17 protein-coding genes are annotated in these 19688 nt (G+C 43.1%); 13 read left to right on the forward strand and 4 right to left on the reverse strand.

The annotated features are described in order from the left end of the window. The first annotated feature begins 23 nt into the window (after positions 1-23). The 5 genes from NIE88_RS06715 (at position 24) to NIE88_RS06735 (ending at position 4286) form a co-directional block, all read left to right on the forward strand. Positions 24-800, forward strand: a complete 777-nt coding sequence (locus NIE88_RS06715; RefSeq protein WP_253060558.1) for an ABC transporter ATP-binding protein — start codon at positions 24-26, stop codon at positions 798-800. Between the two features lie 188 nt (positions 801-988). Next, on the forward strand, positions 989-1741 hold the full coding sequence (locus NIE88_RS06720; RefSeq protein ID WP_253060709.1) for an ABC transporter permease: 753 nt from the start codon (positions 989-991) through the stop codon (positions 1739-1741). Positions 1742-1814: 73 nt separating this feature from the next. Further along, complete coding sequence (locus NIE88_RS06725) at positions 1815-2843, forward strand: ABC transporter substrate-binding protein (protein ID WP_253060559.1); 1029 nt, start codon at positions 1815-1817, stop codon at positions 2841-2843. Between the two features lie 29 nt (positions 2844-2872). Then, a complete protein-coding gene (locus NIE88_RS06730; protein WP_253060560.1) occupies positions 2873-3514 on the forward strand; it encodes a cysteine hydrolase family protein in 642 nt (213 codons plus the stop codon). Between the two features lie 100 nt (positions 3515-3614). Beyond that, positions 3615-4286: a GntR family transcriptional regulator gene (locus tag NIE88_RS06735; RefSeq protein WP_253060561.1), complete on the forward strand. Its 672-nt coding sequence runs from the start codon at positions 3615-3617 to the stop codon at positions 4284-4286. A gap of 11 nt (positions 4287-4297) precedes the next feature. Here the strand turns inward: NIE88_RS06735 and NIE88_RS06740 are convergent, their stop codons facing one another. Beyond that, positions 4298-5692, reverse strand: a complete 1395-nt coding sequence (locus NIE88_RS06740; protein WP_253060562.1) for a hypothetical protein — start codon at positions 5690-5692, stop codon at positions 4298-4300. A 477-nt stretch (positions 5693-6169) separates the two neighbouring features. Here NIE88_RS06740 and NIE88_RS06745 point away from each other — a divergent pair, with 477 nt between their 5' ends. The 6 genes from NIE88_RS06745 (at position 6170) to ybaK (ending at position 12073) form a co-directional block, all read left to right on the forward strand. After that, positions 6170-7135 (forward strand): TerB family tellurite resistance protein, encoded by a 966-nt coding sequence (locus NIE88_RS06745; RefSeq protein ID WP_253060563.1) that lies wholly within the window; start codon positions 6170-6172, stop codon positions 7133-7135. Positions 7136-7398: 263 nt separating this feature from the next. Next, positions 7399-8055, forward strand: a complete 657-nt coding sequence (locus NIE88_RS06750; RefSeq protein WP_253060564.1) for a M15 family metallopeptidase — start codon at positions 7399-7401, stop codon at positions 8053-8055. A 110-nt stretch (positions 8056-8165) separates the two neighbouring features. Beyond that, positions 8166-8666 (forward strand): nuclear transport factor 2 family protein, encoded by a 501-nt coding sequence (locus tag NIE88_RS06755; protein ID WP_253060565.1) that lies wholly within the window; start codon positions 8166-8168, stop codon positions 8664-8666. A 218-nt stretch (positions 8667-8884) separates the two neighbouring features. Further along, positions 8885-9496 carry a DNA-3-methyladenine glycosylase gene (locus tag NIE88_RS06760; RefSeq protein WP_253060566.1) on the forward strand — a complete coding sequence of 204 codons (612 nt, stop codon included), beginning with the start codon at positions 8885-8887 and terminating at the stop codon, positions 9494-9496. A gap of 774 nt (positions 9497-10270) precedes the next feature. Beyond that, positions 10271-11317, forward strand: a complete 1047-nt coding sequence (locus NIE88_RS06765) for a PTS sugar transporter subunit IIC (RefSeq protein WP_253060567.1) — start codon at positions 10271-10273, stop codon at positions 11315-11317. A gap of 303 nt (positions 11318-11620) precedes the next feature. Next, positions 11621-12073: a Cys-tRNA(Pro) deacylase gene (ybaK, locus tag NIE88_RS06770; RefSeq protein WP_253060710.1), complete on the forward strand. Its 453-nt coding sequence runs from the start codon at positions 11621-11623 to the stop codon at positions 12071-12073. Positions 12074-12079: 6 nt separating this feature from the next. On the opposite strand, the gene NIE88_RS06775 is transcribed toward ybaK, so the two are convergent. Beyond that, positions 12080-12562, reverse strand: coding sequence for a hypothetical protein (locus tag NIE88_RS06775; RefSeq protein WP_253060568.1), 483 nt, complete (start codon positions 12560-12562; stop codon positions 12080-12082). A 66-nt stretch (positions 12563-12628) separates the two neighbouring features. After that, positions 12629-13021 carry a hypothetical protein gene (locus tag NIE88_RS06780; RefSeq protein ID WP_253060569.1) on the reverse strand — a complete coding sequence of 131 codons (393 nt, stop codon included), beginning with the start codon at positions 13019-13021 and terminating at the stop codon, positions 12629-12631. A 553-nt stretch (positions 13022-13574) separates the two neighbouring features. Here NIE88_RS06780 and helD point away from each other — a divergent pair. Next, entirely contained in the window at positions 13575-15908 is a 2334-nt protein-coding gene (gene helD / locus NIE88_RS06785) for an RNA polymerase recycling motor HelD (RefSeq protein ID WP_253060570.1), read from the forward strand. Further along, a complete protein-coding gene (locus tag NIE88_RS06790; RefSeq protein ID WP_253060571.1) occupies positions 15905-16159 on the forward strand; it encodes a hypothetical protein in 255 nt (84 codons plus the stop codon). The genes helD and NIE88_RS06790 overlap by 4 nt, the downstream gene beginning before the upstream one ends. Before the next feature lie 489 nt (positions 16160-16648). Here NIE88_RS06790 and NIE88_RS06795 read toward each other — a convergent pair whose 3' ends face one another. Next, positions 16649-19675: an ATP-binding protein gene (locus tag NIE88_RS06795; protein ID WP_253060572.1), complete on the reverse strand. Its 3027-nt coding sequence runs from the start codon at positions 19673-19675 to the stop codon at positions 16649-16651. Between the last annotated feature and the right edge of the window lie 13 nt (positions 19676-19688).

Below are 19688 nucleotides of genomic sequence, written 5' to 3' on the forward strand. Positions count from 1 at the left end.
TTTTATCTAGGAGGTGCAGTTTATTGATTAAGTTAGAAGTAAAAAACAGCAGCAAGTATTTTGAGAAAAACAACAATGTGTTCTGTGCCCTCAAATCGACGGACATGGCAATAACAGAGGGCAAATTTGTGAGTATCATTGGCCCCAGTGGATGTGGAAAGTCAACTTTATTTAACATCATTGCAGGATTGCTGAAACCTTCAACCGGACAGGTTCTGCTTGACGGAAAGAACATCATTGGTGAGAGCGGGAGGGTAGGCTATATGCTCCAAAAGGATTTGCTGCTCCCATGGAGATCAATATTGGACAATGTGATTCTTGGCCTTGAGATTCGTGGGACATCAAAGAAGGAAGCGCGGAAGCGAGCGTTGCCGATGCTTAAAAAATACGGTTTGAACGGATTTGAAAATCATTTTCCATCCGAATTGTCCGGTGGAATGAAGCAGAGAGCGGCGCTGCTGCGCACACTGCTCTATGATCAGGATGTCATTCTTTTAGATGAGCCCTTTGGCGCACTGGATGCTCAAACACGGCTTTTAATGCAGTCATGGCTGCTCAAAATATGGGGCGATTTTAAAAAAACGATTCTCTTTGTTACACATGATATTGATGAAGCCATTTATTTGTCTGATGAAATTTATATTTTTTCACATCGCCCCGGCTGCATTAAAGATCATGTAACAGTGAATCTATCTCGTCCGAGAAACGAGGCGACATTCACTGATTCGCTGTTTCTTAATTTAAAACAGAAATTGCTTGCTTCATTAGCCGAAGAACAGGAACAAACGATGCGCTCTTAAAAAGGGCCAGTTGAGCAGCAAAAGAGTTGCAAAATAGTAAAGTTACTAAAAATGAGAAAGGGTGAGTCGGTTTGGAAGGAAATACTGAGAAGATCATACTGAGTCAATCCACATTTTCATCGCAGGTTGAGGATGAAAAATCTGAAAAAGAGAAAATTGTCGTCGAAGATGAAAGCCATGCGGTACGTGTGCGCAAAATTATTATTGCCGGACAAATCATCGCCGGAATCATGATTATCGTACTTTGGGAAGGGCTGTCACGGATCGGCTGGCTGGATTCTTATTATTGGAGCCGTCCAAGTATTATTGTACGGACAGGTTGGATGGCCGTGTCCACGGGAACATTGCTCGAGGATACATTTTATACTGCCGGTGCGACGATCATCGGTTTTATTCTGGGTACGCTTGCCGGATCAATGATTGGATTATCATTTTGGTGGTCAACGATCTATGCCCGTATCACCGAGCCGTATTTGGTCGCATTTAATGCAGTTCCAAAGCTCGCCCTTGCACCGGTATTGGTTATTATGTTCGGCATTGGGTTTGAATCCAAGGCAATACTCGCTTTTTTGATGACGGTTATTGTGGCAGCGCTGGCTGCCTGCAGCGGTGTGAACAGTGTGGACCGGGATTTAGAGAAGATGCTTTTTTCACTTGGCGCGAAAAAACGGCATGTATTTACTAAGGTTGTCATTCCCTCTGCTATCCCTTGGATGGTCAGCAGTTTAAAAATAAATATAGCACTGGCACTTGCAGGTACAATTGTTGGAGAGTTTATCAGTTCACGCCAAGGCATTGGACGAATGATTCTTTACGCCGGTCAGATCATGGATCTTAATCTTGTTTGGGTGGGCGTCGTTGTCCTGTCCGTGCTTTCCATAGTGATGTATCTGGGGACATTATGGCTGGAAAAGTGGCTGCTGAAAAACAGAAAGTATTAAGAAATAATGCTTAAAATACGCGCATTAAAATGGCAATATTCATAAAAATAGATATTTTTTGGAGGGGAATCTTTTGAAAAAGCTGTATTTGTTTGCTGTCTTTATTTTAGCTGCTGCACTGACATTATCCGGCTGTCAACCACACGCTGGCACTGGAGATGGAAAAAACGGTTCGAAAGCATCAAAAAAAATAATTATTGCCGAACCGGTGCATTTAATTGCTTATCTGCCGCTCTATGTTGCGATTGACAAAGGTTTCTTTAAGGATGAAGGACTGGATGTGGAAGTGACAACGGCCACAGGAGGTGCCCATGTAACCTCGCTTGTCAGTGGTGATGTATGGGGGAATATTGGCGGGCCCGAATCCAATCAGATGGCGAATAAGGGGAGTAAAGATCCTATTGTTTCAGTAGTCAATGTAGTAAACCGGGCCAACGTTTATCTAATGGCCAACAAGAAATACAAACTTAAAGATGACAGTGATGCCGGTCTTAAATCGTTCATGAAGGGAAAGACAATTGCGGCAGGAAGATATGGCGGGAGTCCGAACCTGCTTACAAGATGGCTGCTCATGAAGGTGGGTCTTGATTCAAAGAAAGATGTGAAATTAGAAGAACCAGCCGATGCTTCAGCAGTTGTGTCACTCGTTGCTCAGGGAAAAGCGGACCTGGCTAACGGTGCGGAACCACAAATTAATGAAGGGATCAAGAAAGGGGCATGGAGCGAACCCTTTTACGGATTCCCGAGTTTGGGAGACTATGCCTATTCGGTCATCAGCGTCAAAAAGTCGGCCATAAAAAACGAACCGAAGACGGTGCAAAAATTTGTTACAGCAATGCTCAAAGGATTAAAGGTTGTCAATGAGGATAAGGATGAGGCGTTTAAGATTTTGAAAAAGGAATTTCCGACAGCATCTAACGACAGTTTAAAAGCGTCTATGGATCGTGCCTACAAGGACAGTCTCTGGAGTAAAGACGGTATTATTTCAAAAGATGCGGTTGCAAAGCCAATGGAAGTCGTCAAAAAAACAGGAATTTACACCAAAGGTTATGACTACAACAAACTCGTCAACATGTCTTTTGTTGAGGAAGCGTCAAAATAATTTGTGACAGCCTGAAAGGAAGTCGTTTCATGAATTTAGAGGACAGTGTCAATCCTAAGGATACCGCTTTTTTAATTATTGATATGCAAAATGATTACTGCCACAAAGAAGGAAGCATGGCCAAGCAGGGATTAGATGTTGCATCCATAGCAGATATGCTGCCCAGCTTATCCGATACTATTGAAAAAGCACGTTCCCATCAAGTGCCAATCATCTTTATCAGGACCATACATGAGAAAAGTACAGATTCAAAGACATGGATGAATCGAATGAAGGGTGTCGGGCAGCATAATTTATGCAGAAAGGGGACATGGGGCAGCGAATTTTTCAAATTGAGTCCTATGGATGAGGATACGATTATTACGAAACACCGATACAGTGCGTTTATTAACACAAAGCTGGATTCAGTGCTGCATACGCTTGAAATTAAAAATTTGCTTGTTGCGGGTGTGAGCACGAATGTCTGCGTTGAATCAACAGCCCGGGACGGTTTTATGCTTGATTACAATATTGTATTTCTTTCTGATTGCACCGCTGCATTTTCTGAGGAAGCGCATCAATCGGCGCTTGCTAATATCAGCCAATTTTTTGGGACGGTTGCTCGATCGGGTCAGGTACTTGATTGCTGGGAGAGCATTAAGATTAATGATATTAGTATAGCATCTAAATAATAGATGAGTATGAAACAGCAGGCTGCCGAACAGCTGCCCGCTGTTTTCTTTTTCAGTTTACGTATATGATTATGGTATACCAGTGAAGAGGGGATCCCATATGAAGCCTTGGAATGCTGATGAAATTATGCCCATGCGCGAGCACGTGTACAGATATTTAAAAGATATGATTCTGGAAGGCAAATATCATGCAGGCGACCGCCTTGTCGAACGGGAACTTGCAGCAAAAATGGCAATAAGCAGAACGCCGGTTCGCGAAGCGCTTTTTCGATTGGAAGCTCAGGGACTTGTTAAAACGCTCCCAAGAAAAGGCGTTGTTGTTGAGCCCATTTCCAAAGAAAAGATTATTGAGATTTTTGATATATTGGAAATGCTTGAAGGATTAGCTGCCAGACGTGCCGCGGAACGGATTGACGAAGAAACTCGAAAAGAGTGCAGGCAATGGAGCAAGAAAATTGAAAAATTCATTCAAGCAGGTAATCAGGAGGATGCTAACGCGTTCCATCTTTCTGTATGCCATTTTTTTTACAGCACTGCAAAAAGTCCTAAACTCAACGCAATTTTGGTTGATTTAACGGAGTACATTCAAGCCTTCGCCCGTGTGACTTACGAAAAAGGCGGAAGATTGGCAGAAGCGATGAATGAGCATCGTTTGATTCTAAACACCATTAGCAAAGGGGATGCCCAGGCCGCAAGGAAGCTATCCATGCAGCATATTCAAAACTCAAGAGCAGCATACTTACAAAATATGTCCTTCAGAGGGCAGGAATAAATTCTGTGTATTTAAAGTAAAGAATATAGAAGTTGAGTGAATAGCGTAAGAAAGATTAAATAAAGGCACGTGAAATTAAAATTCCAATTGGACAGAGTAAACGGTTTTTCGTCGATCAGTGAAGACATCATGCCAAGCGTTGCGTTATATGGCCCCATTAAAAAGGCCGGAATGGCCCCACCAAGCATGGCGATAGTGACAACAATTGGCGATTGCTGTAGCACTTGGGTCTGGAGGGAATCAGCAATGAGTGCTAATCCAACGGCAGGATGCAGGCCGATGAATGCAAGTGCGAAAGGGATCAATGGCAAAAAGACCAGAAACAAACGAATACCCGTAAATTGAATTAAATCCTCGACCCAATACGTCACGAGAATATCACTATGAGATACATGTAAAGCAGTAATAAAAAAACCGGCGGTGAGAAAGATAAAGAACTGATTTTGCATTCTGGGAATATAGCGGGTAAAGTGATTCCTGACTCCGGATAAGAAGGGATGAGCCTGTCCGATGAGAAGGCACCATAAATAAGCGAATGGAATCACAATTAAGCTGACAAGAAAAAGGAAACTGACTGCAACGAAATGATCCAATACAACAATGAGAACATTTAAACTAATAATTGCACCGGCGATATGAAAAAATTTGCTGAAGCGATAGCTTTTTGGGGCCGACGGTTCTTGAAGTGCAGCCGCTGTTTCTTTTTGTGGTTTTCTGCCGTGACGTTTCCATGAAATGGAACGAAATAAGTGATTGCCTGTAGCCCAGTCTAACAATAATCCGCAGATACTTAAAAAAATCAGGTAAGGGAGAATTTTTACATAAGCAGTTCCGGTCAAGTACAGGACAGTGCCGACGATGGGCGTTATTGGGCTCCATAAAAGAGGCATCGCATAACCGTGGGTAATTGCACGGCTTAAATAGCGTTTCTGATTTTCAACCTGAAAATTAGTTAGAGAATCGGAAATGGAATAATAGGTCATAGGAAGTGCAGCCAGATTCATGAATGAACTAAAGAAATACGAAACGAAAGAAGTAAGTGCGTAAAGCTGTCCCGTACCTTTTACTTTGCTGTTGATAAATCCGCTGACTTCCTTAGCGTAGTTTCCATACCGAATCGGAAGAGAAAGTATGGGAATGATCGCGAATAACGTAACCATTTGAATCATTTCACCAAAAGATGTAATAAATCCTGCAATACCCGACTTACTAACAGTTAGCATCAGGATTCCAGCCGATAGAAAAAGAGTGCCGAAAAATAATGCCAGACCTCTCACATGACGAAAGCTGATGAAGACAGCAAGCATACATAAAAAGGAGACGAGGTGCTGCAAATAAATGATGTGCGGTAGCAAGGTTGAGAGAAAATAACTAGCTATTGTAATGAGATAAATGTTGCGAATCAATCGAATTCCCCGCTCTCTGTAGAATAATTTAATTATAAACTTTTGGTATACCAAATACCATATACTTTTGTTTTTTAATAGACAAAGCATTCATTGGTAAAGTTAAAAAAAGTATGATTATCGTTAAATGCGTGTTGTTCATTCATTTGATTACTGAGGAATGTCTGTAATCTTCTTAACTTGCACAACCTTGAAAAAAATACTACTGTGATAAGAAAAGAATGGGCATAGAATTGCGGCGCAGCAGTCTTTTTAATGTGATTTCGGAGCTTTTATTCGTCCAATGTACTTTTGCATGTTGATCATGATAAGCGAGCATAATCGAAGCAGCCGTTTTCTTTGAGCAGGAAGCAGTGACACGCGGGTCAAACCAACAATGTGAATGAATCGAAATTTGCCCGATCAGTCATCAAGGTCTGCTATGATTAATTAAGAATCTGCCTAGAAATATCGGAACGACAGAAGGGTTTGATTGGCGTGACGTGGAGGTTATTATTTGCTGTTGCTGCAGCCCTGCTTGCAGTGGCAAAGAAAAGAAATGCAATACTTTGGTTTATTGCGGGATTCATGTTTACGTGGTTCGCTCTGATCATCATTCTGATCCTGCCCGGCGGCAGCGGAAGACGTATTTTTGTCGGAGGAGAGCACGGAAGAGCGCGCGAAACTCGCTGGCGCAGAAGGGTATCGCGCTCGTGTCCGTATTGCGGCAGTCATGTTACGTTTGACGATATTCCTGGGAACTGGACATGTCCTAATTGCGGGCAGACCTTTACATATAGTTCGGACGGTCACGTTTTTGCATCAAATAAAGACGAACTGATGCCGCAAATGGAACTGATGGTCAAATTATTTGCTAAAATGGCGAAGAAAGACGGAGTTGTTTCTGAAAACGAAGTGCGTCAAGTCGATCAGATTGTCCGAGAAGCGTTTCGACCAACGAAGGAGCAGCTTCGGAAAATCATGACACTTTTTAACGGAGCCCGTTACTCAGATGAACCCTTTGAGACGATCGCTCATGACTTGTATGCATCGGTTCGCGGTCGGGGTGATGTACTCACCGATACGATCATCGCTCTGCTGGCCATTGCTGCCTCAGACGGCGCGTTGCGCACAGAGGAAGAAGCAATGATTCGATCAGCGGCATCGATCTTCGGTCTTGCCGATCAATACGAATCGATCAAAGCACAATTTTTTGGACGGCAATCTTACTCATCAGAGGAGGGCTCAAGCAAAATCGGACTCGAGGCCTGTTATCGGCTGCTCGGATGTACACCGAATGATTCAGATCAATTGATAAAGAAAAAGTATCGGGAACTGATTAAAGAAAATCATCCGGATCGATTGATGAGCCGTGGAGCTTCTGAAGCCACTATTAAAGAAGCGAACAGCAAGGTAACGAGGATTAAGCACGCGTACGAACAGATTATGGCGGCACGATCATAACAGGAAATGAGAAGATGGTTTAGCAGATCCGGATCAAGTATGTGAACAAATGGGCAGTAAAATTCAATATCGGAACAAATAAACGGGCGTGCATCCACCGGGAATGCGCCGGATGATAAGAAGGTGTATGTCACGATGCATGCTGCCTTAGACCGCAATTTGACTTTTGCCGGGACGATAGACATTCATTAATTGTGTGTGCTCCAAGCCGAATCTTTGGAGTGGGTCAAAAAATGAATCATTAAAAGCTGGAGGTGCTTTGCATGAACGAAAGTCAAACGTGGATGAAGCAAGATGAGCCGCTCGTTTCTATGGCATATTGTTCATCAAAAATTAACATCTATCCTTCTTATTTCTTACAAAAAATGCCTGGGGCATCACAGGACTTGTTTCTCCGTCAAGGCGTGGCAGAAAAAATCATTGCACTTGCCGATCGGCTTCCTGAGGGTATTTCTTTCGTACTCATTGACGGCTGGCGTTCGATCGAGACACAGAAATTTATCTATGACCGCACCGTCACCCAGTTTCGTGAGGCCGGTCATTCTGAGGAACAAATAAAAAAAGAAATGCCCGGGTTTGTCGCTTATCCGTCAACCGATCCGCATAATCCCGCCCCGCATAATACAGGTGCAGCCATCGACCTGACATTGGCGAATGATAAAGGCTGGCTGGAGATGGGAACGGGTTTTGATGATTTTACCAATGAGGCTTATCTCGATTTTTATGAGGGAAAGGATCATTTGTCTGATCGGCAGAAGGTTGCACGTGAGAATCGGCGTATGCTAAAGAAAATGATGGTGGACAACGGATTTGTCGCAAATCTGTCGGAATGGTGGCATTATTCCTATGGTGAGCGCTCATGGGCGCGCGAGCATCAAACGGATCAGCTTTACGGAGGAACGCAACCCGTTTTTGGTTGATCGTTTAACACAAATTTGATGTCCTTTTAAATTCTGAATAAATTACCTTTTCTCGGAATCCCAAACCATCTCTTTGAGCCAACGGCTGATTTGCAGGTGGGGGACATGGTTTGCGTTATAAGAGAAAAGCAGCTGAAATGCTGGGATATCAATTGAAAAACCGGAGGAAAGCTATAATTTTTGTTTTGGGGAGTAAAGTATGGAGTTCGGTATGGTTTGATTGGAAAAGAGGAATGAAGTATATGGAAGAATTTATCAAACAATATTGGAATTGTATTGCATCGCAGGATGAAGAAGAATTAAAAAAATATTTTCATAGGCATGCTTGCATTCGATGGCATAATACAAACGAGCAGTTTAATGTCCCGGAGTTTTTGCGAGCTAACTGTGATTATCCTGGGAATTGGAACGGTGAGGTTGAACGAATAGAGCAGATTGGGTACACACACATTACTGTTACACATGTTTGGTCAAATGAAATATCTTTTCATGTTACATCCTTTATAGTGATAAAGAATGGGAAAATAGAAGTTCTGGATGAATACTGGGGAGATGATGGAGTGGCTCCGCAGTGGAGGCAGGATAAGCATATTGGAAGACCAATAGTCTAATATTCAAGTTGTTTTAACCGATTATTTAATATGTAATCATATCTTTGTGAAGCCAAAGTTTTACAGTGGAGCGGTATTAGATACTCAGCTTATCAAAGAATTGAACAGTAATAGTGTTAATATGCATTGCCTGTCGCGATGCAAATTATTGTTATTGTAAGAACAGCAAAAGAACAAAACCTTGATTGATCATTTAACATATTTCGGAGGGAATCAATATGCTTCACCAACCATTACCCGTCACATTCTATCAGCAACCGACTCAGGATTTGGCAAAAGCGCTGCTCGGCTGCCTGCTTGTCAAAGAATCGCCGGAGGGGGCAGCTTCAGGATATATTGTTGAAACAGAGGCCTACATGGGCGCCGGTGATCGAGCGGCGCATAGCTTCGGGAACAGACGAACGAAGCGAACGGAAATTATGTTTGCATCTGCAGGACATGTTTATACTTTTATGATGCACACGCATACGCTGGTCAATGTTGTAAGCGGTCCGCTGAACATTCCGGAAGCGATCCTGATCCGTGCCATAGAACCTTGTGATGGGCTGCAGCTTATTGCATCAAGACGGCACCGCGTGAAACAGGCGGTAAATCGAACCAATGGGCCAGGCAAGCTGACCGAGGCGCTGAATATTACCGGAGACGATTACGGACGTCTGTTGACGGAAGCGCCGATCTATATTTCTGCGGGATTTGTTCCTGACAAAATTGAAAGCGGTCCGCGTGTCGGTATCGATAATACAGGTGATGCACGTTTTTACCCCTTGCGTTATTGGATTTCCGGCAATCCCTATGTCTCCAAAACACGTAAGATGAAAAACGTTAGATAATCTAACAACATGATAAGTAAAAATGCTGATAGAGCGGGAAAATTTAATTGAAAGGGCTTTTACAGAAAATTTTAATTTAAAATGCAAATTAGGTATTTACAACTTTGATAAAGTCTGATATTATCAGTGTCAACCACAAAAAGTCAGAAAAATAGGAAGTGAGATTAATGACACAAGTTGTGAACAACATACGAGTGAAGGGCTTGATTCGAATTATTTTGCGATTGCGCACATAAAGACTGAAACAAAGACCATTTAATTAAAATGGAATTGTTTGAGTCTAGCTTATCATCGTCAAAAATAGGCGCTCAAGCAATCGCGAAAAGCGCCTATCCGAGAAAAATCACGGATGGGTTTTTTTATTTGGTTTTTTCAATAAATGAGTTGGGCCAAACGGATCGTAAAATGTCCTATCTATTTCCAATTGGGGCCTTTTGTGGCGGAATATTTTGATTATTTAATCATAAGAGAGTTCGTTCGAAAAGGAGACAAAAAGAACCAAGGTCAGTCAGAACGCCGCGTCCTATGGCATGTCTGACACTAGCCCATCCTAGGCGTCGAAGGTCAAGGAAACGCAGCTTTGAGCACCGGAGCGTACTTTCACAGGATGTGATGGCTTCAACGTTGTGCATAGGACGAGCGCGTACTTAGTTGAAGTTCCCCTGTAATATGTGAGGAGCGGAGAAGCAAGTTGACACAGAGATTGGCCGGTGATTTTTCCCGGACTTTTCGAACACCGTTTAAGAGAAAAAATTATTAAGGAGCGAAAAAAGGATGAATGCAGAGAGGAAACAGAAAATGAAGGATTATTTTATGGATCGAATGTATAAGTGTTCGGCGGGAATTGCCAACGCAATCTTAGTAACATTAGGTATGGGGCTTCTCTTTGAAACATTGGGCAAATTCACCGGCTATCAACCTTTTATGGTGATCGGCGGCGCAGCTAAGGTACTTCTTGCTCCGGCAATCGGCGCAGGTATTGCTTATCAGTTAAGGGCAAACACACTGACGATGTTTAGTGCGATGGCCTGTGCAGCGGTAGGTGCCAACGCGATTGTGATTCAATCGGCCGCGCCTCAAGTATTAACAATTGCTCCCGGACAACCGGTCAGCGGTGTGATTGCGGCGATAATCGCAGTCTTTGTCGGTAAGAAGATCAGCGGCAGAACGAAATTCGATATGATGGCGATCCCATTCGCTTCCATTTTCGTTGGTGGAATTTGTGGGTATGGTCTTGCACTCGTTGTTACACCTGCGCTGAACCAAGTCAGCGCAATGATTACTCATTCCGTGCAGGGCTCTCCTCTGATCGCTTCAATGGTTATCTCGCTGGTTTGGAGCATTTTCCTCATGTCACCGGCCTCTTCGGCGGCTCTGGCGATTGCGCTTCAGCTTGATCCGGTATCAAGTGCTGCCGCTCTGATTGGCTGTACGGTTCAATTTGTCGGATTTACGGTTATGTCATTTAAAGAAAATGACTTTGGCGGTTTCTTTGCACAAGCTCTTGTTACACCTAAAGTTCAGTTCCCTAATCTCGTGAAAAATCCGAAGCTTGTTATTCCTCCGTTTGTTGCAGCGGTTGTCAGTGCACCAATTGCAACCATGCTCCTTCATTTTCAGGTTCCTTACGAGCTTGGCGGACTCGGTCTCAGTTCATTCATCGCTCCTTTGAACATACTGGCCCTCCAAGGTATTAAAGGCCTAATGGCATTTATCGTCGCCGGTGTCTTAATTCCAGGTGTCATTACCATCGTGCTTTACCGTGTGATCAAGATGTTCGGCTGGGTTAAGGCGGGCGACCTTCACATGGAAGTGCAATAATTAATAAAAACTATAGAGAGAATCATGTTGACTGCAGCGATCAAGGATATCGTTGCAGTCTTTTTAGTCAATGAGGGCTGTTGTTTGAACCACAGTAATCGACCAGGACAACCGCTGGTGCGGACTGGACACATTTAGGAATATATGTTGATAATATAGAGATGATAGCTGCCGCAGCATATGGATCTGAAAGGCAGAAAGTCCCCCGCTTCAGAAAAACATCGGCGGATTTAAAGAGCTGTATCGGGTAATGGTTAGAGGAGATGTAAGAAGTTGGCAAAAGCGAAAGTGAAAACAAATGCCATGCGTTTGTTGGATTCGGAACGGGTCACTTATGATGTACAAACCTATGACGTCAGCGATGGACTTATTGACGGAATGTCTGTTGCTAAAAAGGTAGGGCAAGATCCAAGGCAAGTATTCAAGACACTCGTAACGCAGGGTCATAGCGGCGAATACTACGTATTTATTGTTCCTGTTGCTGAAGAATTGAATTTAAAGAAAGCAGCGGCAAAGGTATCTGAGAAAAAGGTTGAAATGATACATGTTAAAGATATTCAGAAACACACAGGCTATATGCGAGGCGGCTGTTCGCCCATCGGGATGAAAAAGGAATATAAAACGGTGATTGATGCTTCAGCACAATTCATTAATCCCATTATTGTCAGCGGCGGGAAAAAAGGTGTGCAGATTCTACTTGCCGTTGACGATCTGGTAAAGGTGACGCACGCTGAATTGGCAGACATTATCAGATAATCAATGTTAATAAAGAAACGATGCAGGAATCAAAAATGGATAAGGTGCCGTAAGAATTGCGAAAAGAAGCGCGACTCTTGCGGCCTGTTTTTTTGTTAGATACATACTCAAATAAAAATAGTTCAGTACATAGATAATCAAAGCGGAGAGCAGTACAGCACTGGCAAACAATAAAGTACTTACCAGTGATGAATAGATCATGTCATAATCAATCAGCAGCACATGAAATTTTTTCCCGAGCATACCGATTGTAACGAGAAACAGTGATCCAAATAAATAAGCAATCAAATCGATCAGCCAAAGACCGAAGATCATACGCAATGCCTGATTTCCTCGAACTTTGATGCTGAAAAATTTGGTTGCTAGAAAATAAATGATCATAGCTGCGATTAAATTCGCTGCTGCGGCCAAAACGAATAAAGGCGGAAGAAAATAAAACATAAAGACTGGGGATGTCGCATGATTAAAAAATACCGGCGCGCAAATCATTATATTTTCCTTCTTCCGCTTCTTCGAATGCAGCAATGGGAACAAGATCCCGTTTTTAAAACAAAATCAATTAATGATCCGATTATTTGAATAAATACCCTTAATTTCTTCGGGGGATTTTCCGCGAACAAGCAAACAAAAATTTTCATAGCCGATTTCAAGATGGGCATTCATCAGCTGTTCCAAAGCACGTAAGCCTTGAGGATGCTTGTGAATTTTTTCAATTTCATTTTTATAAAGATCGATTATTGATCTTTGGACAAAGTGAGGGGCATACTGCAGCGCGTAGGCATCTTTTCCCAGCATCAGACCGCAAAGGTATTCATATTTAAATTGCAGCTGCCGTGTGAAATTCACAAGATGCAGCAGCCGATAGAATGTGTTCGGGTAGCTTTCCTTGAAATTCTCAATGGCAGTTTGTGCTTTTCTGAGATCCTGAATGCTGCTGATTGTTTTCATCGAATGAAACCCTCCTCGTCAATTGGATCTTCGCGGAAAAGACCCCCTTTAATTATATGCCTTCGTCCGGCATATCGAAACATTGTCTGTCCTCAATTCATCACTTTTTCTAAAGAAAGCGTTTGCTTTTAGGACGAACTTATTATAAATCAATGCCGTTATCACGAAACCGCATTAATAACTGTGCGTTTTTATTTTAAAGCAACGGGTCAGTAAGGCTAAATCTCATAAAGGCCACAAATTAAGAGTAACCTTTTTTTGGCACGCTGTAAAATAATTCTTTTTGTTTAATACAAACCTCAAGATTCATTCGAACCGGTATCCGAATATAATTAAAGAAGCCAAACAAAAAATTGCGTCGGAATGTGTGCGGATATTGAAGTTTCCGTCGGTGCATGTTATAGTTATAACTCAATAAGAGTCAATTTTTAAATTAAAAAATCAAATTTTAATATATCATAAATTGAATGCAATGTCAATAGAAAAATGGATTAATTTTTATAAAATGCACTATTTTATAGGAATGATCAAACAAATAAGAGGTGTTCCTTTTATGGCTCAAAGTGAACGAAAGCAAGAACAAGAGCGCGTTAATGAGGTTATTGATGTTATTGGAGAAAAAGTTGAGAAAATTACAGGGAAAAAAAATACCGTTAAAAAAGGTATCGTTGATTTGAGAAAGAATTTCTGGGATGACGTCACAGTTAACTTAGATGAGACAGATGATGTCTACGAAACTCAGGCAAGTATTAAGCAGCAAGCCGAATTGTTGTCGGAACGTGAACGCCGTCATGGACAAATGAATAAGGAACTCAAGACACTGTCCAGACTACAAGACACGCCTTATTTTGGCCGTATCGATTTCCGTGAAGAGGATGAACGGCGGGCGGAACACCTCTATATTGGAATCGGGTCGCTTATGGATGCGAAAAATGAAGATTTTTTGATCTATGACTGGCGGGCTCCGGTTGCAAGTATGTACTATGATTACGCACCGGGTCCATCAAAATACGCTTCATTAGACGGAGAAGTACGCGGAAACATGACTTTGAAGCGTCAGTTTATCATCCGCCGAGGCAAAATAAAGGGCATGTTCGATACGGGCTTAACGATTGGCGATGCATTGCTTCAAGCTGTTCTTGGCGGGCGGGCCTCCTCGCAAATGAAGAGTATCGTCGCTACCATACAAAAAGAACAGAATCAAATTATTCGAAACGAAACGGATCGCTACCTCATCGTGCAGGGCGCTGCGGGGAGCGGGAAAACATCTGCCGCATTGCAGCGGGTCGCATTCCTCATGTATCGTTACCGCAAAACACTGCGCTCGGACAACATGCTGCTCTTTTCACCGAATCCGCTTTTCTCAAGCTTTATTTCTAATGTATTGCCTGAATTAGGCGAAGAAAATGTGGTGCAGACGACGTTCAAGGATTTCATTGAGGAGCGCATCGGCAGCGACCTTCAACTGGAAAATCCTTTTGATCAAACCGAAAGCTGCCTGACGATGGCGGATGGAGAGCAATTAGCGACGAGACTTGCGGGTATCCGCTTTAAAGCGTCACTCGCTTATCGCGATATGGTTGATCATTGGCTGGAGCGGTTGAATTCTGATGGAATGATTTTTCGCGACATTACTTTCCGTGATCGGATGATTGTTTCCAGTGAGGAAGTCGGCAGCTATTTCTATACGCTGCCGCATGAACAAACGTTGCTGAACCGTCTGGAACAGGTGCGTGATTGGCTGCTGCGTCGCATGGCCGCTTTTTCAAAACGTGAACGAAAAGAAGACTGGGTGCTTGAAGAAGCTGAGCTGCTGGATAAATCGGACTATGCGAGCATTTTCGAGAAACTGCAGCAACAAAAGCAGTTCAGTGAGGAAACATTCGATGATTATGATCGTGAAGAACAGCTGCTGCGCAAAATCGTCATCAATCGGCGAATGAAAAAGCTGAGACGACGAGTGAAGCAGCTTGATTTTGTGAATTGTCAAAAGGTGTATAGTGAAATTTTCTATCAGGAATTTAACAAGGCTGCGGTTCCTGACCGTTGGGCGGACATCTGCCGGTCGACACGGATGCGTTTTGAGGAGGGGGACTGCCCGTGGGAGGATGCAGCACCTTATTTGTATATGAAGGAAAAGATTCAAGGCAGAAAAGGAAATCATGAAATTCGTCATTTGATCATTGATGAAGCGCAGGATTATTCGCCGGTGCAATTGGCATATCTTCAAGCCGCTTTCCCCCGCTGTCGGATGACGATTCTCGGTGATTTGAATCAGGCCATTTACGCACAGAGCCTGAATGCGGACACCATGCTTTCGGAACATCTCTATAATCCCAACGATGTGAAGAAACTGACGCTGCTGCGCAGCTATCGATCGACCAAAGAAATCATGAATTTTGCCCGGGAAATTGTGCCGGGAGGCGATGAGATCGAACCTTTTGACCGCAGTGGAAAGCTTCCCGAATGGATTGATGCGGCAGACGAATCGGATAAGGCAGCGATTATTCTGGATAAAATCGCATCGTTTAAGCAGAATGGTTTTGAGACCTTTGCCCTAATCGGAAAAACGATGAAGGAATGCCGGGAAGCCTATCGATTGTTGAAAAACAAGATTGATGTCAGATTGATGACTCAAGCGACCTATCAATTTGATAAAGGCTTTATCATCATTCCTACCTATTTGGCAAAGGGAATTGAATTCGACGCAGCGATTATCTATGATGCTTCGGCCGAAAATTATAGCCGTGAAAGCGAGCGAACCATTTTCTACACGGCATGTACACGTGCGATGCATGAACTGGTCCTGCTCTCCGGCGGCGAGTCGAGTCCGTTTCTTGATTCGATTTCAACCGAACATTATTTGCGAACGCGTATCAGTGAGTGATCTATCGGTTAGAACAACGATTCGAGCTTGGGCCGGAACAGCTTATTAAACGGATTAGTAAAGGAACGCCGGTAATGATCTTTGCTTGGATTGTGGCAAAGAGGATGAAGTACCTAGTTGTCACCGAAGAATTGGTACAGCTTCTGTGGAGACACAATAAAACAAGCGAGAATAAACTTCAGGTGACTGAGTATACTCGGAGCGTGATAAGATTGCGCCGGCAGCACATCTTTCTGCAGCATTCTTTTTAAGGGATGCTGCAATTTTTGTGTATGCCTATTTCTCTTAAAAAGATTTAACTCTGTACAGGAGTGCCACTCCAGGGAATTTTTTAGAAACTGTTTTATTGTTTGCTTTCAGTAGGTTGAACGCGGTGGAAGTCTCAGCTCTAATCATTCGATTTAAACAACATTCTAATGACCTTCATAATTATATGAATAAAATCTAAATCTTTGCTTAAGACTCTCAGCAATTGAAAAAGAGCCACACCACAAAATATAAATATAAAAATAACGATAACCAAATTTATAATATCATTCATTAGAAACCCCTCTTCTTATCTTCGAGTGAAGTACCTATAGTGAATGCAAATATATTGCTATCTTCAAAAAAAGGAAATTATATGCTGTATTTCACTTTTCAACTGTACTGAAATGATTAGTGAAGGTTCTCCGATAATGCGGCGACGGGTAAAAAGTCGGTAAATGAGTATCGACTTTTTACTTGTTACAGATCGACTTTTACTTCACCGGGATACGCAGCGTGATTGTGGTCCCCCGTCCAACCGCGCTTTTGATCAGCAATTCGGTCCCATAGAGCTGTTGCAGGCGGTCGTTTATGCTTTTCAGACCGACGCTGTGCCCGTGGGCCTTGTTCAGAGCGCTTTGTATTTGTTCATCGGTCATGCCGATGCCGTCATCCATCACTTGAATGATGACGTATTTGTTCTCACAGTGAACAGCCAGTGTCACTTGCCCCCCTTTCTTGCGATAGGCGAGGCCGTGTTGAATGGCGTTTTCGACGAGAGGCTGAATCATAAGCGGCGGAAACGGAAAATCAAGTGAAGCGTCAACATCAACAACGATCTGTATCCGATTCCTGAATCGCATCGTTTCGATCGCCAAATAGGATCGGACCAGATTAAGTTCTTTTTTAAACGAGCTTATCTCAGATGTGTTCTGAAAATCAAAGCTTCCGCGCAGATAAGCGGCGAATTGAGCGATCATTTTACGGCATTCTTCAACGTCCACATAACTGAGAGCGATGATTGAATTCAGAACGTCGTATAGAAAATGCGGACGAATCTGTGATTGAAGAAAAGCAACTTCGATATTTGTTGTTTGGCGTACGGCGTTTTTCATAAGTAAGAGCCCACGGATGCGCGCTGAGAATTCTGAAAAATTATACGGTTTTTGCAGAATGTCATTTGCACCGGAGCGAAATGCGTAATGCTTGTCTATATTTGTACTTGCGGCAGTCAGCATGAGTACCGGCAGGCTGGTCATGGCGTACTGCTCGCGAATTTTGCGGCAGACATCGAAACCGGACATGCCCGGCATGACCAGATCCAGAACGACGAGATCCGGATTCTTATGAGCTATGACATTAAGAGTCTCTTTGCCGTTCTTTACTGCAATGATGTTATAAGGAATTTTCTCCAGCATGGTGACAAGAAGCTTTAAATCTTCGGGATCATCGTCGACAACTAAAAGTGTCGGCGCACTGATCTGCCGAGAATAGTAGGGAGTAGTCAAGGGTTCTACCGAGATTGGATCGGTAATTGTATGCGCCACCCGATTTGATCTGCCGGCCGTTTTCTTGTTTTGATTTAAAAGCGGTACGGTAACATGGAAGACGGAACCGGTGCCGATCACAGAATGAAACCAAATTTTTCCGCCTAGAAGTTCAACCAGTTTCTTAGTAATACTCAGGCCGAGACCGATGCCCTCTTTTTCATGAGTATCGGCCTGTTGAATTGGATCAAAAATGGCCTGATGAGCCGCTTGAGGAATCCCGATTCCGGTATCTGCCACGATGATTTCCACATCATTTTTCTGCAGCTTTGCCGCGATTGTTATTTTTCCTTGATGGGTATATTTCACGGCGTTGTCCAAAAGATGGTTGATGATTTTCCGAAATTTGTTGCCGTCTGTCCATACATGGGGAAGGTCAGCCGCCACGTTGTTTTCAATTGACACCCCTTTTTTTTCAGCGGCTTGTGTGTAAAAAGCCAGCTCGAGATTAATCAAAGAAGAGATGTCGATCAGACTCTTATTGAGCATCATCATTCCCTGGCTGATTTTTTCAAGATCCAGAATATCGCCGACAAGGTCGGAAAGGCGGTAGCACATATGAATGATGGCCTCGATTTTATCCTGTTCCTCCCTCACCGAGCGATCTTCCTTGCTTTTCAGCAATGCCTGAGAAGCGGAAAGAATTCCATTAAGTGGTTTTTCGAACTCATGTGCCGTTCTGGCGATGAATTCATCCTTAAGCGCATCAATTCGGATCAGCTTTTGTGTCGATGCCTCGGTATGATGGAAGGCGCGGGCGAAGCGCTGCGACATAAGGAGCGAGAGCGAGAGGATGCATCCGATGGCCGTGATCGCGTTCAGCGCAAGAATTTGGCCGGCATTGTATGCATTAAGTATGGCCGTCAGTGTACTGATACTTAGTGAAAAGGCACAGATAATAAGGTAACCGCTGCCCTCCATTCGACGCATGACAGCTAAGATGAATATGTAGGTAGCGTAAATTAAAACAGACACGGCCAGCAAACCGTGGAAGGCTAGGAAGTAATTTGTTGCCAGTTTTATAGAAATCAGGTCGATAATGATCAGAATGCTGCCCAGATATTGAACAGCTCTGATGATTTTCCTTGAAGTGAGTTCTTTGTACGAGACGGCAAGAACCATGATGATCATAATTGATCCTAGAACAGTGGATATGCCTTCCAGACGCGCGTGCAGCCAAAAGGGAAGCCATGGAAAAGGAATATAGAGAATGCCTTCGAGATCGAGTGTGGCGAGCATAATTCCGGTAGACACACTCATCACGGAAAAATATAGAAACACTTTTTGCTTGCGCATTTGCAGATAATGGCCGAGATAAAATAATCCCATTATAAAAAAGGGAACGATGACCAGGCAGCCGGTCAATAATGAATAGGCTCTCATCTGAGAGATATGCTGTTCCGTGCCCAATAAGACAGGCTTAGCAATTCCCCAGCCATTGATCAATTTGTAATTGGCAAATTGAATAATCAGTTCGTTATCGCCTTTTCTAATCGGAAAATAACGGATGTACGCATCTGTTTTCGGCCTGAAATGTGCCGGGTCGAGCCGGCCGCTTTGTCCGACTAATTTTCCATTTATATAAACTTTATTTGCCGTATAAATGATTGGCATTTTGACTCCGAATATTTGCTGCTTGTGATTGGTCCGTATAACGAGACGATAGGTGCCGGAGTCAGGGCGAGGCTGATGAGACAGATCTCCGATATTGTTGTTGGGAACTTTTGTGAAGACGGGATTTTTCCCTGATCCGGAATGAATTTCTTTGGGCGTTAACAATTGATTGCGGTAAAAGGTCCATTCACCGTTTAACTGCACGTTTCCTTGTTTCGCAAAATTCCATTTTTCGAGATGAAGCACTCCATGTCTTGCTTTAAGCCGGCTGTCTTCAGACAAATTTGAAAGGCCGAGAAAGATTAGAAACAAAGCGGTGTAGCCAAGTATGATCAAGCTTAAGATTGCTGTTTTTTTCATTGGGCACCCTCGC

It is taken from the genome of Sporolactobacillus shoreicorticis (assembly GCF_024125445.1).
Classification (GTDB): Bacteria; Bacillota; Bacilli; order Bacillales; family Sporolactobacillaceae; genus Sporolactobacillus; species Sporolactobacillus shoreicorticis.

Bases quoted from the DNA above. Each gene is read 5' to 3' on its own strand.
- NIE88_RS06735 (WP_253060561.1), top strand. From the start codon at position 3,615: ATGAAGCCTTGGAATGCTGATGAAATTATGCCCATGCGCGAGCACGTG.
- NIE88_RS06795 (WP_253060572.1), bottom strand. From the start codon at position 19,675: ATGAAAAAAACAGCAATCTTAAGCTTGATCATACTTGGCTACACCGCT.
- NIE88_RS06775 (WP_253060568.1), bottom strand. From the start codon at position 12,562: ATGATTTGCGCGCCGGTATTTTTTAATCATGCGACATCCCCAGTCTTT.
- NIE88_RS06780 (WP_253060569.1), bottom strand. From the start codon at position 13,021: ATGAAAACAATCAGCAGCATTCAGGATCTCAGAAAAGCACAAACTGCC.
- NIE88_RS06760 (WP_253060566.1), top strand. From the start codon at position 8,885: ATGCTTCACCAACCATTACCCGTCACATTCTATCAGCAACCGACTCAG.
- helD (WP_253060570.1), top strand. From the start codon at position 13,575: ATGGCTCAAAGTGAACGAAAGCAAGAACAAGAGCGCGTTAATGAGGTT.
- NIE88_RS06765 (WP_253060567.1), top strand. From the start codon at position 10,271: ATGAATGCAGAGAGGAAACAGAAAATGAAGGATTATTTTATGGATCGA.
- NIE88_RS06750 (WP_253060564.1), top strand. From the start codon at position 7,399: ATGAACGAAAGTCAAACGTGGATGAAGCAAGATGAGCCGCTCGTTTCT.
- ybaK (WP_253060710.1), top strand. From the start codon at position 11,621: ATGCGTTTGTTGGATTCGGAACGGGTCACTTATGATGTACAAACCTAT.
- NIE88_RS06730 (WP_253060560.1), top strand. From the start codon at position 2,873: ATGAATTTAGAGGACAGTGTCAATCCTAAGGATACCGCTTTTTTAATT.